This window comes from Pseudomonas sp. GW822-FHT03F04, assembly GCF_058801405.1.
On the sequence record NZ_JBXANF010000003.1, the window covers coordinates 40,633 to 55,101 of the forward strand.

Sequence of the window (14,469 nt, forward strand, 5' to 3'; positions counted from 1 at the left end):
CGCCAGTGTCAGGACGCAAACGCCCGAGTGATTGCGGTAAAACCGGGGCCCGCCAATACAATCAGCAAGGCCGGAAACAGGAACAGCATCATGACCACCGACATCTTCGCCGACATCTTCGAGATGTATTCCTGCAAGCGCGTCAGGCGGCGGTCATCGAGCAGTTGCTTGAGCGCCAGCAGCGATTTCATTGCCCCGCCGCCCTGCTGAATCAGCTGTTGCAGGATCACGCTGGTGTCGGTGAACTCATCCACTGCCAGCATCGCCGCCGCCTTGTTCAGTTCCTGGCCGAGTTCCAGACCCGAGTCGACACGCGCCAGAATCAGGCGCAGTTCGCTGGTCAGTTCCGGCAGCAGCTTTTGCCCCTCGATGCTGAGCACGCGCAAGGCCTGCTCGACGGCCATGCCGGACTCGAACAGGATCCGCAGCAGAGGAATGAACGTCGACACTTCCACCGAAATGATTTTCTGCCGACGGCCAGCGGCATACGCCAGCAGGCGTTTGGGCAGCAGATAGCCGGCGCCGGTAGCGATCATCGGTACCAGCCAGCCGTTGGGGGCCTGGGGGAAAAACACTTCCTGCAAGAACAGCCCAAGGCCCAGCGTCAGTAACGGCGTGCCGATCTGGCAGGCGGCAAACAGCGAGCGTTCACTGGCCCGGCGCCAGCCAAGGCGGCTGAGCAGGGTCTGGGTTTCGCTGTCCATGCTCACCGAGCGCTGGCCGAAGCGGCTGTTGCCCAGCGCTCGCAACCAGGTGCGCAAGCGGCTTTCACGCACCAGATGGCCCTGTAGGCGCTGGTTGACCTGACGCACCCGACGGCGCTCGGTCAACAGGTGGCTGCCGACCAGCAGCAGGGCGCCGAGCAACAGCATGAGACTGGCCAGCATCACCATGTCAGACACTCCTCAACATGCGCCACAGCGCCAGGCAACCGAGCACCTGCAGCACTACCGCGATAATCAGCATCGTCTGGCCCCCGGAGTCGTTCCACATGCCGAGCATGTAGCCGGGATTGGTCAGCATGAAATAGCTCACCAGGATCAAGGGCAGCGATCCGAGCACCCAAGCGGTCATGCGGGTTTCGCCGGTCAGGGCGCGCAGTTGGCGGGCACCCTGGTCGCGCTCGCGAATCAGTTTGATCAGGTTCTCCAGCAATTCGCTGGCGTTGCCGCCGTAGCGATGATTGACCTTCAGGCCCAGGGCGAACATGCGCAGTTCATCCTGCTCGTAGAGTTCGGCGAAATCGCTCACCGCGTCCGGCAGGTTGACCCCCAGCTGCACGTTGCGCTGCACCCGGCCCATCGCCGACTTCAACGGATCGTCACTGGTTTCGATGCCGCCCATCACCGCGTCGCTCAGGGTCCGGCCGGACTTGAGGCTGCGCACGGTGTGGTCCAGCAACTGCGGCAGTTGTTCGATCATGCGATTGAGCCGGCGCCGGTACAGCCAGGCGATGTACAACCGCAGAATCAGGGGCGGCGCCAGCATCAGGATCAACAGGCCGATCCATTCGGCCATCAGGTAACCCAGCATCATGGCCAGGACCCACAACGCCAGCCATAACCCGAAGTGCTCGCTCGGACGGCCGAGACCCGCCCGCAGAAACATCCGCTCCAGCCCCGCCCAGGAGGATTTTTCGACCGCCGCCTGCGGTTGCCCGGCGGCCAGTCGCGTCAGCACCCGTTCATTGGCGGTCTTGCGCACACCATGCAGGAACAGGCGAATCGACAGCCCCAGCATCAGCAGGCAAATGACGATCAGGATCACCGGTCCGATCATGACGAAGGCTCCATGCGCTCAGCCCAGACTCGACTCGTGCCGTAACTTGTCGCCGGCCGGGTTGACCGCTTCACGCAGGAAGCCGAAACCGGTGCGTCGATCAAGACGGAACAGCGTGTTGGTGACATAAACGTCTTCACGCACACCGACCACCTCCACCACTTCGCTGACGCAGCGGCGGCCATCGGGCATGCGGGTCAACTGGATGATCACGTCGAGCGCCGCGCAGATCATCTGGCGCAGGGTGCGTTCGGCCACGGTGCGCCCGGTCAGACCGACCAGAGTTTCCAGACGCAGCAACGCATCCTGGGCATTGTTGGCGTGCACCGTGCTCATCGAGCCGTCGTGGCCGGTGTTCATTGCGGTGAGCACGTCGAGCACTTCGACACCACGGATCTCGCCGAGAATGATCCGGTCCGGGCGCATCCGCAGGGCGTTGCGGATCAGATCGCTGGCCTTGACCTCGCCATGACCCTCGGCGTTCGGCGGCCGGGTTTCCAGACGCACCACGTGCGGGTGGCCGAGCTGCAATTCGGCGACGTCTTCGATGGTCACCAGCCGTTCGTGGGGGTTGATCAATTGGCTGAGGATGTTCAGCAACGTGGTCTTGCCGGTGCCGGTGCCGCCGCTGATCAGGATGTTGCAGCGCTTGCCCACGGCGTCCTGGAAGCAATCGAAAATCGCCAGATCGATGGTCTGCATGGCGATCAGGTCGCTGCTCTTGAGCATGTCCTTGCGGAATTTACGAATCGACAGGCACGGGCCATCGAGGGCAATGGGAGGAATGATCGCGTTGACCCGGCTGCCGTCGGGCAGGCGTGCATCGACCATCGGCGAAGACTCGTCCAGCCGTCGCCCGAGCGGCGCCAGAATGCGCTGCATGACCCGTTCGACGTGATGCGCATCGATAAAGCGCAGATCACTCTGATGCAGTACCCCGTCGCGCTCGACGAATACCCGGTGCGGGCCGTTGACCAGGATTTCGGTCACGGCGGGATCACGCAGCAACACTTCCAGCGGACCGAATCCGGTCAGCTCGTCGACGATTTCTTCCGCCAGCCGCTCCATCTCGTAACGTGAAATCGCCAGGTGCAAACGGGCAATGTATTCGGCGACCTTGTCGGTGACGAATTGCGCGAGCAACTGCCGCGAACCTTCCAGCAGGTTTTTCCCGGACTCCTCGATGGCATCGATGATGTAGCGATGCAGGACCAGTTTCAGGCCTTCGTGATCACCGTTGCCCGACTGGCCTCGCGCGGGGGCGCCGAAGAGTTTTTCCGGACTCATGAGGTGCCTCGCAACCGGTCGAACCAGGTGGACTTGGGTTTGGTCAGGCCTTCTGAACGATTGACCATGTTTTCGGAGCGTTTGGCCAGGCGTTCGCCAAGCGCCCGCAGGCTCTGGGTGAGTTTTTCCCGGGGGGCCAGTTCAAACAGGCTGACGCCCTGGTTCTTGGCGTTCATGCGCAGCTCCGGACTCAAGGCCAGCACCGCGATCACTTCCAGATTGAAGGTCTTGCCGAGGGTGTCCGCATCCGGCGCGACGTTGCTCAGATAGCGGTCGACCAACAGCCGTCCGTGATCGAGCTTCATGCCTTTTTCCCGCCACAGATTGAACACCGCCAGGTTGCGCCGGCAATCGAGCACATTCTGGTCGGTGTACCACAGCAGCTTGTCGCAGTGGCTGACAAAGGTACGCAAGGCTTCGCTGTCGGGCTGGCCGGTGAGGTTCACGACGATGTGCTGGAAGTGCTGGCGCAAGGCGCTGAGCAGCATGTACAGCTCGGCGGCGCTGGTGCTTTCCAGTGGCTCGTCATTGTCGGCGTACGCCAGAATCCGCAGCCCCGCTTCAGCGCTGGTGAAGGCACTGTCGATCAGCGTGGCGTCGAGCCTTCGCAGGTGGCGCAAGGCATCACCGAAGTGGAACGAGCTCTCCAGTCCCAGCAGTGCAAGGCTGTCGCCACGGGGCAGGCCGAGATCCAGCAACAGCGTCTGCTGTCCGCTTTTTTGCACCACCAGCGCCATATGGTTGGCCAGTAACGCGCCGTCGGAACTGCTCTGCACGCCGTACAAAACGGTCAGGCCACCCAACTGGGCATTGTTGGCCACCGGTGGCAGGCGCTTGCTCAAGCGTCGTACCAACCCGGCCACTTCGCTGGAGCGCGAACCATAGGCGACAAAGTCTCGCGCTCCGGCGCGCATGGCGTTGAGCACCAGCTGGTTGTCCATGCCGTCGCCGAGGGCAACGATTGCCAGCATCGGCTTGGCCTCCAGCGCGCCTTCGATCAGCGCGCTTTGGGCCACCACGTGTTCGCGATCGAGACCGACAAACACCAGGCTGGCGAAGGTGACATCCACCAGTGCGAGCAATTCATCGAGGCTGCCGGCACCGGCGCTGACCACTTGGCCCAAGGGCGCGAGGGCGCTTTGCAGCCACTCCAGATCGGTGCTGTTGCGGGTGATGGCGAGAAAGGTCTGACTCAGGTTCTGGCTCATTGGGACAACCCGCTGCGCTTGTCGAAGTTGCCGTTTTCCAGGAAGAACATGCGGTAGAAATTCGGGTCGTAGTTGCGCAGTTTTTCGCCCGGCAACGACGGCAGTTGCGCGTCTGCCGACAACGGCCGCACCAGATGCGGGGTGACGATCATCAGCAGTTCACGCTCTTCGCGCTTGATCTGCGAGCTTTTGAAAAACGCCCCCAGCACCGGGATATCGCCCAGCCCCGGAAACTTGTCGACCTGGGAGCTGTTGGTGGTGCTGATCAAGCCGCTGATGACAAAACTCTCGCCGTCCGCCAGGGAAATGCTGGTGTCGGTGCGGCGGATGGTCAGGGCCGGCACCGTGGTGCCGGCGATCTGCACGGAGTTGCTGAAGTCCAGTTCGCTGACTTCCGGCGCGACTTTCAGGGCGATGCGGTCGTGGCTGATGATCGTGGGCGTCAGCGTCAGGCGGATGCCGAATTCCTTGTATTCGATGGACACGCTGTCGCTACCGGAACTGGGCACCGGAATCGGAATCTGCCCCCCCGCGAGAAAGCTCGCGCTCTGCCCGTTCAGCGCTACCAGGCTTGGTCGCGCCAGGGTGTAGGCGAAACCGCTGCCCTCAAGGGCGTTGATGATCGCCATGGTATTGCCGCCGATCCACGAGAAGTTGAACAGCGAGTTGTCCACCGGCAATCGCGGCTGCGGCACGCCATCGATGGGCGGCAATGTCCCGGGGGAGCCGAACAGGAAATTGCCGCGAGTGCCGATCAGCTTGGCCGAGGCCTGTTTGAGTTTGGTGCGGCTGACTTCGACAAAACGAATGTCGGTCTGCACTTGCGAGGGCAACAGCGCATCATCCGAAGGCAATGCACCGGTGCCGGTCAAGGCCGAGGTGGCGGCGCCCTTGACGAACACCATGCTCTGACGCGGTTCGCCGGAGCAGCCCGTCCAGACCATCAGGCTGGTGGCGCCCGGCGCCATGCCGGTGAGCAGGAACGAGGAACTGCCGTTGGCATGCACGTCGGCGATTTTCGGATCGCCGATGGCCAGGCGCGTGATCGCCACCGGTGATTGCATGTCCTGTTGCCAGCCTTCGTTGATTTCGATCACGGGCGGCAGGCGCCCGAGGGCCGAGCAGTTACTGCTGGCCGCATGAGCCGCGTTAATCGACAGTCCCATCAGCAGCAAGGCCCGGAGCACGGGATTGAAGGTCGGCCAGGAACGACTCTGCATGCACTTGGATCCTTGCTCAGTCATGGATTTTGTTGGTTGATCTGATTGCCGCGAATCACTTCCACCGCAGGCCGTATCGCCCCCGCGTGGTCGCCGCTCGGCGGCGCTTTCGGCGCAGTCCCCAGCGCCAGCTGAGTGAACTGGAAGAGTTGGCTGTTGGCGGCAACCAGTTTGTCCGGTGCCTGGCTTTCGCCGGCCCAATACTTGGCCAGGCGCTGTTCTTCGCTGCTGCGCACCGCCAGGCGCAATGTCCCGACCTGAGTGGCGAGCATCATTCGACTCAGCAGTTGTTCGGGCACCGCCAGCACCACGGTGCGCGCGGCAATCCGGCGCTGATCCTGTTTGATCTTGTCGTCGGCACTCAACGCGGGGGCGGACGGTTGACCGTCATTGGTCAGGCCGTATTGCTCGCCGACACCGAGCACGCGCATGGCCGGCACCACAATCTGCGCCGACTGCTGCGGGTTGCTGGCGTCCTGGCGCAGGAACAGCAGCACATCGACGTAATCCCCGGGAACCAGTTGCCCGGCCGCGCCGATGACTTCATCGACCGACACCGCCAGCGCGCGCTCATCGCGGTGGATCATGCGCGCCAGTGTCCCACCGGCCTCGAAGCTTTCATCGTTGAGCCAGGTCCCGGCACTCAGGTGGCGCCACGGCGTGCGGCCCACGGCCTGCTCGATGGTGCCGAGACTGCCGGCAGGCGCACTGCGCAGTTTTTCAACAGCCAGGTCGGCGGCGGTGAGGGGGGTGAACGGCGGGACGTCATGCACCAGGACCACCACTGGCTGGCGGGTCTGGTCTTCGGCGGCAGCGACGGTTTTTTCGACGGTGACCACCGCCGGCACGGGTGCCTCGGCAACCGGAGCAGGTTGCCGGCTGAGCACCAGGCCCCAATACCCGACAACAATGGCCCCCAGTAAAAGCACGGCGGCAAGGCCCATGGTGACACGACTGTTCATGACGGCTCTCCCTATCCTGCTGCACTACCAGCCCGCACTTCCAACCAAGGGAACATCGCAATCAGGCAGCTATGAACATCCAACTATTTCGCTATTTCCACGCTAGCTGAAACAAGCCAAAACGCCATTACTGGCGGGCAAATAACCTACGAAAGTATGGGTGTTGGCCAATTAGCAGTCGAAATACCGGAAATGACGAAGCGACTAATCCTTTGTGATTAGTTCGTTCTTACAGTTGTTGGGAGGGAGTTTGTTGACAATGCTCAAATGGCACGGTGGAACCTTGCCGCTGTCGCGTGACATCAGCGCCAAAGGCGCGAAGGAGTAGACGTATGTTTCGTATGAGTCTCGACTATCTGGCGGCCAGGGTGCGGCTGTTCCTCAAGAGCGATGAAGGAGCATCGGCTATCGAGTACGCGATTGTGGTAGCCATGGTGGCGGTGGTGGTCGTGGTGTTCGTCTCCCCGATGGGCACCAAGGTCTACAACATCTTCAGCACGATAATGACCTCGCTGAATGGTACGGTTCCGACCAAACCCACCATCCCCTGACCGAGTCCTTCTCTCCATCCATGCCTGCCGGCTGCCGAGAAAAAAGCGCGCAGGCATTGCCCGCCCATTGTCTTTCCGGTGCCCGGCAGCCCCTGGCATGTAAGGAGAACTCCCATGCTCTTTGAATACTTGATGATGCGTGCCCGGTTGCTTCTGACGAGTACCGAAGCCGCGTCGGCTATCGAATACGCGATTGTGGTGGCAATGGTCGCGGTGGTGGTCGTGGTGTTCGTGACGCCGGTTGGTGGCAAGGTGTTCGCGATCTTCAACAACATCCTCGTGGCCCTGGGCGGTTCGTCACAGAATGCGCCGACGCAGCTGCCCTGACTCGATGGTTGGTAAATCTCACACTACACTCGGACCCACCTTCAGTTTCTCAGGGATTGCCCCATGACTGCTTCCTCACTGCCCCGCCAACAGTTGCTTCTGGTTGACGACGAAGAGGACGCATTGCTGGAGCTGGCGGAGTTGCTGGAGGGCGAGGGCTTCGTCTGTCATACCGCGACCTCGGTGAAACTCGCCCTGCATCACCTGACCCGCCATCCCGATATCGCCCTGGTAATCACCGATCTGCGCATGCCGGAGGAAAGCGGCATGTCGTTGATCAAGCGCTTGCGCGAACACACCTCGCGCCAGCATCTGCCGGTGATCGTGACGTCAGGGCATGCGGACATGGAGGACGTGAGCGACATGCTGCGGTTGCAGGTGCTGGATCTGTTCCGCAAGCCGATCTATCACGTGCGTTTGCTGGAAACCCTCGACAACCTGTTTCCAAAACCGAAGGTGAATGCCGGGTAGAGCGATTACCCGGCAGTCGGTCTCAGTGTGCGGTCACTCGCTGACGCAAACCGGAGTTACCCGGCGACAACGCCAACGCCAACTGCGTGCGGTTATGCATGTGGGTCAGGCGCAACACCTGCGAAACGTAAAGCTTCACGGTGTTCTCGGTAATGCCCAACTCGCACGCGATCTGATAATTGGTCTGTCCCTTGCCCACCAGGCGTGCCACGTCCAGTTGCCGTGGCGACAGCTGATTGAAGATCGCCGGGATCTCCAGTGCATCGGCCTCGCTCGGCACCTCGTTACTGACGGGCGCAGGGCCGCGACGAACCTTGTCCAGATCCTGATAAAGATCATCGATGGACGACGACAGGTCCTGAAGCTTCTGATTCAGATGCCCCAGTTGCAGGGTTTTCTGCCGTTCCTGCAGCACCACCTCCTGACGCTGCAGACCCTCCAGCAACTCGTCCAGATTGACCGGTTTCTGGTAGTAGTCGGCAATCCCGGCGCGCAACGCCTTGATCACGTCCTGCTTGTCGGCGCGGCCGGTGAGCATGATCGCTTCGAACGCCCGGTGTTTGCCGGCCAGCCGTTGCAGTTCCTGCACCAGCTGAATGCCGTCCATGTCCGGCATGTGCAGGTCGCACAGCACCAGACCGATCGCGGTGTCGTCAGTAAAACGCTCGATCGCCTCTTTGCTGGACTCGCACGGAACACAGCGGTAGCCGCTGCTCTCGAGAAATTCACAGAGTTCTTCGACGATCAGAGGCTGATCATCGACAACGAGGACTTTTACCGCAGATGTAAGCTTGTTCACGTGCCACTCCATGCCCGGGCCAAAACTGACCATTCCTGTACTGTCAGCCGTTGGCCGTATAACCAGTACCTTTGAAAGTAGACGCACTTTCCGACTATGTACATAAGACTAGTGGCGTTTAGCGACTAATGGATCCAGGGTAGTGCAAGTAAAAACCCGATCAGCACGAACGGCGCAAATGGCAGCTTTTTTGACATCGATGGCGCCATATATCGAAGACGATGCCTAAGCCCTTGACTCATATGCAGCCAGACTCTTGGCGCCAGTAGAATCCAGATCAGGCTCGCCGCGCCGGCACCGATAAAAATCCCGAGCAGCGATGTGCCGTCCGTCGCAAGGCCAAGAGCTGTCATTAATTTCACATCGCCGGCGCCCATTCGCCCCATGAAATACCCGGGCAACGTGAACGCCAGCGCCACCAGGCAAGCCCAACCGCCCTGCCCCGCTTCGGCGCCCATCCAGGTGGTGCCGAAATACACCAGATAGACCAGCGCCAGGGTACCGACCCCCAGGGTCAGGGCATTGGCAATCCGTCGTTGCCGGGCATCCTGTGCCGCGCAGACCGCCAGCCAGATCAGTAGGACAAGACTTTGCATCCGGTAAAAACCGTCCGTTTTTGCTGAATGATTCTATGCTGATACTACGCAGTGACTGTCAGGGTAGACGCACGGATGAAAACCGGCTCTCGGAAGGCGCAAAAAGGTGCGGTGGCGATCGAGTTCGCCCTGGTATTCGTGATCTTTTTTGCGGTGTTTTACGGCCTCGTCAGCTACAGCCTGCCGTTTGTGTTGATGCAGACGTTCAACCAGGTCACGGCCGAAGCGATACGCCGCGCCGTAGCGGTCGATCCCACGATCCCCAACTATTCGACCGTGCTGGTCAGTACCGCCAATGCTGCGTTGACCCAGCAATTGTCGGTGCTGCCGTCGTCACTGAATGTGGTGGTCGGCACTGATACGTCAGCGGTCTATGACCCGACACTTGGCACCCTCACCGTCAGCGTCAATTACCCGGTCAGCAAACTGAATCAGGTCATCCCGTTTCTGGTGTTGCCGGGCGTCGGCACTGTGCCCAGCCTGCCCACCAACCTGACCGCCATCTCGAGCCTGAAATTTTGACCCCGGGTGACAACCTGCTCGGCCGCCTGATGAAGCGGGGCATGCTCGCCAACGATTTGCCGGACGTGCTCGGTTCGCCTTTGACGGGCCTGCATATCCACCTCGACAGCGAAGGCGGCGTGTTGCAAATGGCCGGCCCGCTGCGCCTGCTGCTGGCGCAACAGACGCCCCGTGACAAACCGTTGCCATTGCACGACTACCTGCTGCCTCACAGCACGCTGGCCATCGAGGGCCGGCCGCTGGACTGGCAAGGGCAACTGCTGGATCTGGATTTCCCAGGCCTGAGCGACCAGACCCTGCACCTGCGAGGTTGGGTCCAGCCGCTGGGCAGTGGCTGGCTGCTGCAACTGATGGACATTGCCGACCTGTTGCTCGAACGCCAGCAATCACGTCAGCGCGAAGCGTGCCATCTGATCGCCGAGCAGATCAGCAAACAGTTGCGCAGCTGCAGCCTGGGACGATTGCCGATGCTTGTCAGCGAACAATTGCAAGTGATCGCCCAGCGCTGGCAGATCCCGTGCCTGGCACTCGCGCTGCTCGATGAACAGGAACAGGGCTGGCTGATCCACCAGCAATTCCACGCCCATGACGCACCGGCGCTGTGGCATGACGGCCAGCGTCTGGGCACGCCGCTCGACAGCCTCAATGGCACCGGCCCGCAGCGCCTGGGTGCGCATTACGGCCAGTATGAACACTCACGGGTCCAGGGCCTGTTCGGCAATGCCGAAGGTTTCGCCGTGCCTTACAGCGATGACCGAGGCGTGATGGCGTGGTTGCTCTGCGGCTTTTATGCGGTGGACAAGACCGCGCCGTATCTGACCGATCGCGACTGGCTGATGCTGGCCGGCGCACTGGCGGGGCCGCTGCTCGGGCGCCTGCGTGAACAGCAACATCAGCTGCAACTGGAGCGATTGGAATCCTTGCAGACATTGCTCGGCACCGGCTGGTGGGAAATCGACAATGGCGAACAAATTCACCTGGCTCCGACGCTGGCCACCCTCCTGCAACAGGACAGGCTGACACTGACGCTGGAAAACTGGCTGATGCTGATCCACCCCGCTGACCGCGAAGAAGTCCGCAGCCGCCTGCAAGCCCTGCAACTGCACGGGGAAATCCTCGACCTGTGCGTGCGTTTGCATCATCCCGACGCCGGTCAGATGCCGGCATGGTATCGCCTTCAGGGACAAGTCACCGGCACCGGCGATCACCGCCGGCTGGTGGGATTCATGCTCGACATCAGCGACATCAAGAACCAACAGCAACTGGCCGCTGCAGCCCATGCGCGGCTGGACAACCTGATCGCCAGTTCGCCGGCGGTCATTTACGTCCAGCACTACGTCGAAGGGGCCTTGCTGCCAGCGTTCTTCAGCGCCAGTCTGCAACCGTTAATGGGCTGGAGCCTGGAAGACTGCGACGCCGGTGCGCTGGCAGAGCGGATTCATCCGGATGACCGGACCCTGTATTTCGAACGAACCCGACAACTGCTGCGCGAAGGCTCGGTGCGCGCCCGTTATCGGTTGCGCGACAGTCGCGGCGATTATCACTGGTTGCTCGACGAAGCCCGGCTATTGCGCAATGACCTCGGCCTGCCGGTGGAGGCCGTCGGTTTGTGGCTGGACGTCACCGAAGCGACGCTGGCCGCCGAACAGGTCAGACAGAGTGAAGAACGCTACCGGATTCTGGTGGAAGACTCTCCGGCGATGATCTGCCGCTATCGCCCGGACCTGATCCTGACGTTCGGCAACCGGCCGCTGGCGACGTACTTGGAATGCGCCCCGCAAGCCCTGGCGGGCGTCGATCTGGGCAGCTGGATGTCCGACGTTCAGCGCGCCGCCTTCGTTGAGCGCCTGGCGTTGCTGACCCCGCAATCACCCGTCAGCACCGCGGAAATCAACCTGCAATTGCCGGGGCGCGAACATGCGTGGTGGGTGTGGTCGGATCGCGGGGTGTTCGATGAGCACGGAAAACTGATCGAAGTGCAGGCGGTGGGCCGCGACAACACCGAAGTGCGCCGCTCCCAGCAGCAACTCACGCAAAGCGCGAAAATGGCCACCCTCGGCGAAATGGCCACAGGTCTCGCCCACGAAATCAATCAGCCGCTGAACGTCATGCGCATGGCCATCGTCAACGTGCAGAAGCGCCTGAGCAACGGCGATGTGCAGATCGATTACCTGACCGACAAACTCAACCGCATCGACGCGCAGGTCCAGCGCGCCGCGAAAGTAGTGGACCACATGCGGGTGTTCGGCCGCCGTTCCGAGATCGAGCAACAACTGTTCAACCCGGCCAGCGCCATCGAAGGCACGCTGTCGCTGCTGGCCGAAGGCATGCGTGGCAAAGGCGTGGATTTGCGCATCAGTGAAACCGCGTTCGAGGTTCAGGTACGCGGTTATGTCGATCAGCTTGAGCAGGTATTGATCAACCTGATGGTCAACGCTCGGGATGCGTTGCTGGGCAAGCGTGAGTCCGATTCAGCGTTCAAACCGTGGATCTCGATCTATGCCGAGCGCGACGAGCAGAAAGTAAGACTGTGGGTCGAGGACAACGGCGGCGGTATCGACTCGCGACTGCTGGAGCGGATTTTCGAACCGTTCTTCACCACCAAACCGGTGGGTGTCGGCACCGGTCTGGGGTTGTCGGTGAGTTACGGGATCATCGACAACATGGGCGGCCACCTCAGTGTGCGCAACTCGGTGGACGGCGCACGGTTCTGCATCGAACTGCCGATCGCCCCCGACGACTAAATCACCAGATACGCCTTGCCGGTCTGGCCGCAGGTCATGTTGGCGCCGACGTCGACATCCATCAGATTGATCCCCAGCCCGCTGAGCAAATTGTTGAGCAGCGGGTCGAGCAGCGGACTCACGAGGTTGGTAATGAGCGGCTGCAGGATCGTCGTGACGCTGCTGATGAGGCCCGCCACGCCAGCGACAACGGCGCCAAGGGGATTGCTGCCGACCGGTTGGTAGACAATCAGATTGATCCCGGCGAGGGTGCTCGCCAGGCTGTTGACGATGTTGCTGGAGGGCGCAGCGGAAATCACGCTCGGCGGCAGTTTCAGGTTTGGCGGCGTGGCGAACGGCGTGCCGCTGGAAAACACCAGATCCTGAGTATTCTGCGCCACGCTGGTGTTGACCATGATCGCAATGCCGCCGGCGGCGTATTGAACGTGGGTGCTTGGATCGCAGCCACCAATGCCCAAAATCGTATGGCAGGTCACAATACCCAGGTCCACCAGGGGCAACGGGGTGACCGTGGGCTCGGCAGAGGATGAAAACGCGTTGGTCGGGTCGATCTTGCCCAGTTTGAGGTCGGCAACCGACGTGATGGTGTGGGCCGTCAGGCTTTTGGTGCCGCTATTGTCGGTCGGGCAGCTGTAGTCGGTGACGTAGCTGATGGCGCCGCCGGCATCCAGGCTGATGTCGATTTCCGGTGATGGCAACAACAACGGGTCCATTCGCTCGCAACTGAGACAGACGAGTGAGTTCACCAACGAGACCAGATTCAGGGTCAACAACTGATTGATGGTCGTGGACAGCGTGCCGACCAGCCCCAATACCGCGTTGCTCAGCCCGGCCACCCCGGATAACACCGGCAGATTCACTGAAAGCATCGTGCGGATCTGCGCCGTGCGCACATAAATGCGGTTCGGCCCGGTGGGATTGGCCTTGGCCAGCGCCGGATCACCAATCGCAGAGAACTGCGGCGGCTCGATGACCTTGACCCGCACCGTGACATTCGCCAGCCCCAGCACGCTGATCGGCAAGGTCGCGGCCACCGCACTTTTGCTGTTGGCCAACTGAATCACCCCCTGAACCAGTTGCAGCAATTGCAGATTGGCGTCGAGTCCGGCCGCCGTGGTGCCGGTCTGCAGTTGCAGGATGTCACCGAGCTTTACCGGCGCGGCATTGGTTGCCGCCACTTGCAGCTGGCCCAACGCAGTGATCACGTCGGCTGTCGCGCCATTGAGTTGCACCACCGAGACAGCAGCCTGAATCAGTTGCGTCACCGTGGCCTGGGTATTGAGCAACTGGGTGTAGTTGCCAGCGGCCACGTTGAGGTTGATCGCCAGTTGATTCAGGTAGCTGAGCAGGTTGATGTCGGTGTTGAGCAAGCCGTTCCAGCCCAGGGCCGTCAGGTTGACGTTGCCGCCGAGCAATCCGGAAAACAGCGGGTTGAGGATGTTCGACTGGGCGGTGTTGATGCTGGCCAGGTTACTGCGGATATTCAGTTGGGCGACGGTCGGCTTTGGCAGGGCAGCCACCGCCGAGGCGTAGAGCACAGTGTTGAGACTGACCGGCGTGCTACTGAACAGCGCCTGCACGCCCCCGGCAAAACTGGTGGTCACGGTGTGGTTGACCGCGACCTTGACCGCCGCCGATTGCGTGGCATCCACCGTAAAGGTGCGCAGGCCGCTGGCAGCGGTCACCAGCGTTCCGCAATCGACCACGATGACGTTGTTGGCATCGGCGGTAAACCCGTTGCGGGTCGCACTTTGCCCGGCGTAACTGGCGGCGGTGAGGCCCGGCAGGCAATTGCCGCCACGGCTGACGGCTTCCAGGGCGGCGGTATCCACCAGTCGCTGCAGTTTGCGCTGCTCCATGTACAACCGGCCGGTATCCACCACCAGCAGCATCAGTATCAGCGCCAGGCTGAGGGTGGCAGCCGCCATCAAGCCGATGGCCCCCCGCTGCCGGGCCGGGCCGCCACACTGTGAATGACGCGACATGGCGCACTCCTTTGCCGG

Annotated in this window: 14 protein-coding genes; 5 read left to right on the forward strand and 9 right to left on the reverse strand. The window is 61.6% G+C overall.

The window, feature by feature from the left end; translation table 11 throughout:
- Positions 1 to 8 precede the first annotated feature (8 nt).
- The 6 genes from AC1RMX_RS06900 to cpaB are packed head-to-tail and all read right to left on the reverse strand — an operon-like array spanning position 9 to position 6,456.
- A complete protein-coding gene (locus AC1RMX_RS06900) occupies positions 9 to 893 on the reverse strand; it encodes a type II secretion system F family protein (RefSeq protein ID WP_096819720.1) in 885 nt (294 codons plus the stop codon).
- A gap of 1 nt (position 894) precedes the next feature.
- A complete protein-coding gene (locus AC1RMX_RS06905) occupies positions 895 to 1,779 on the reverse strand; it encodes a type II secretion system F family protein (RefSeq protein WP_096819719.1) in 885 nt (294 codons plus the stop codon).
- Positions 1,780 to 1,797: 18 nt separating this feature from the next.
- Positions 1,798 to 3,066, reverse strand: a complete 1,269-nt coding sequence (locus AC1RMX_RS06910; protein ID WP_096819718.1) for a TadA family conjugal transfer-associated ATPase — start codon at positions 3,064 to 3,066, stop codon at positions 1,798 to 1,800.
- Entirely contained in the window at positions 3,063 to 4,274 is a 1,212-nt protein-coding gene (locus tag AC1RMX_RS06915; protein WP_102620069.1) for a CpaE/TadZ family protein, read from the reverse strand. The genes AC1RMX_RS06910 and AC1RMX_RS06915 overlap by 4 nt, the downstream gene beginning before the upstream one ends.
- The gene (locus AC1RMX_RS06920; RefSeq protein WP_493071216.1) at positions 4,271 to 5,494 is read right to left on the reverse strand and encodes a type II and III secretion system protein family protein; all 1,224 of its coding nucleotides are present in this window, start codon (positions 5,492 to 5,494) and stop codon (positions 4,271 to 4,273) included. Before AC1RMX_RS06920 ends, AC1RMX_RS06915 begins: the two co-directional genes overlap by 4 nt.
- Positions 5,495 to 5,514: 20 nt before the next feature.
- Positions 5,515 to 6,456, reverse strand: a complete 942-nt coding sequence (gene cpaB, locus AC1RMX_RS06925; protein ID WP_493071218.1) for a Flp pilus assembly protein CpaB — start codon at positions 6,454 to 6,456, stop codon at positions 5,515 to 5,517.
- A gap of 341 nt (positions 6,457 to 6,797) precedes the next feature.
- On the opposite strand from cpaB, the gene AC1RMX_RS06930 reads away from it, so the two are divergent.
- The 3 genes from AC1RMX_RS06930 to AC1RMX_RS06940 all read left to right on the forward strand — a co-directional run bounded on the left by AC1RMX_RS06930 (position 6,798) and on the right by AC1RMX_RS06940 (position 7,805).
- Positions 6,798 to 7,007, forward strand: coding sequence for a Flp family type IVb pilin (locus AC1RMX_RS06930; RefSeq protein ID WP_255261910.1), 210 nt, complete (start codon positions 6,798 to 6,800; stop codon positions 7,005 to 7,007).
- A 114-nt stretch (positions 7,008 to 7,121) separates the two neighbouring features.
- A complete protein-coding gene (locus AC1RMX_RS06935; protein ID WP_493071220.1) occupies positions 7,122 to 7,334 on the forward strand; it encodes a Flp family type IVb pilin in 213 nt (70 codons plus the stop codon).
- 63 nt (positions 7,335 to 7,397) lie between these two features.
- Complete coding sequence (locus tag AC1RMX_RS06940) at positions 7,398 to 7,805, forward strand: response regulator (RefSeq protein WP_102620071.1); 408 nt, start codon at positions 7,398 to 7,400, stop codon at positions 7,803 to 7,805.
- A 22-nt stretch (positions 7,806 to 7,827) separates the two neighbouring features.
- On the opposite strand, the gene AC1RMX_RS06945 is transcribed toward AC1RMX_RS06940, so the two are convergent.
- Together AC1RMX_RS06945 and AC1RMX_RS06950 are read right to left on the reverse strand one after the other, a co-directional pair.
- Positions 7,828 to 8,604: a response regulator transcription factor gene (locus tag AC1RMX_RS06945; protein WP_102620221.1), complete on the reverse strand. Its 777-nt coding sequence runs from the start codon at positions 8,602 to 8,604 to the stop codon at positions 7,828 to 7,830.
- 125 nt (positions 8,605 to 8,729) lie between these two features.
- Positions 8,730 to 9,200, reverse strand: coding sequence for an A24 family peptidase (locus AC1RMX_RS06950; RefSeq protein ID WP_096819723.1), 471 nt, complete (start codon positions 9,198 to 9,200; stop codon positions 8,730 to 8,732).
- A 75-nt stretch (positions 9,201 to 9,275) separates the two neighbouring features.
- Between AC1RMX_RS06950 and AC1RMX_RS06955 the strand changes: the two genes are divergently transcribed.
- Both AC1RMX_RS06955 and AC1RMX_RS06960 read left to right on the forward strand, forming a co-directional pair.
- Positions 9,276 to 9,722 (forward strand): TadE/TadG family type IV pilus assembly protein, encoded by a 447-nt coding sequence (locus AC1RMX_RS06955; RefSeq protein ID WP_096819724.1) that lies wholly within the window; start codon positions 9,276 to 9,278, stop codon positions 9,720 to 9,722.
- Complete coding sequence (locus AC1RMX_RS06960; RefSeq protein ID WP_096819725.1) at positions 9,719 to 12,466, forward strand: PAS domain-containing sensor histidine kinase; 2,748 nt, start codon at positions 9,719 to 9,721, stop codon at positions 12,464 to 12,466. Before AC1RMX_RS06955 ends, AC1RMX_RS06960 begins: the two co-directional genes overlap by 4 nt.
- On the opposite strand, the gene AC1RMX_RS06965 is transcribed toward AC1RMX_RS06960, so the two are convergent.
- Positions 12,463 to 14,451: a pilus assembly protein TadG-related protein gene (locus tag AC1RMX_RS06965; protein ID WP_493071223.1), complete on the reverse strand. Its 1,989-nt coding sequence runs from the start codon at positions 14,449 to 14,451 to the stop codon at positions 12,463 to 12,465. The genes AC1RMX_RS06960 and AC1RMX_RS06965 overlap by 4 nt on opposite strands.
- Positions 14,452 to 14,469: the final 18 nt, after the last annotated feature.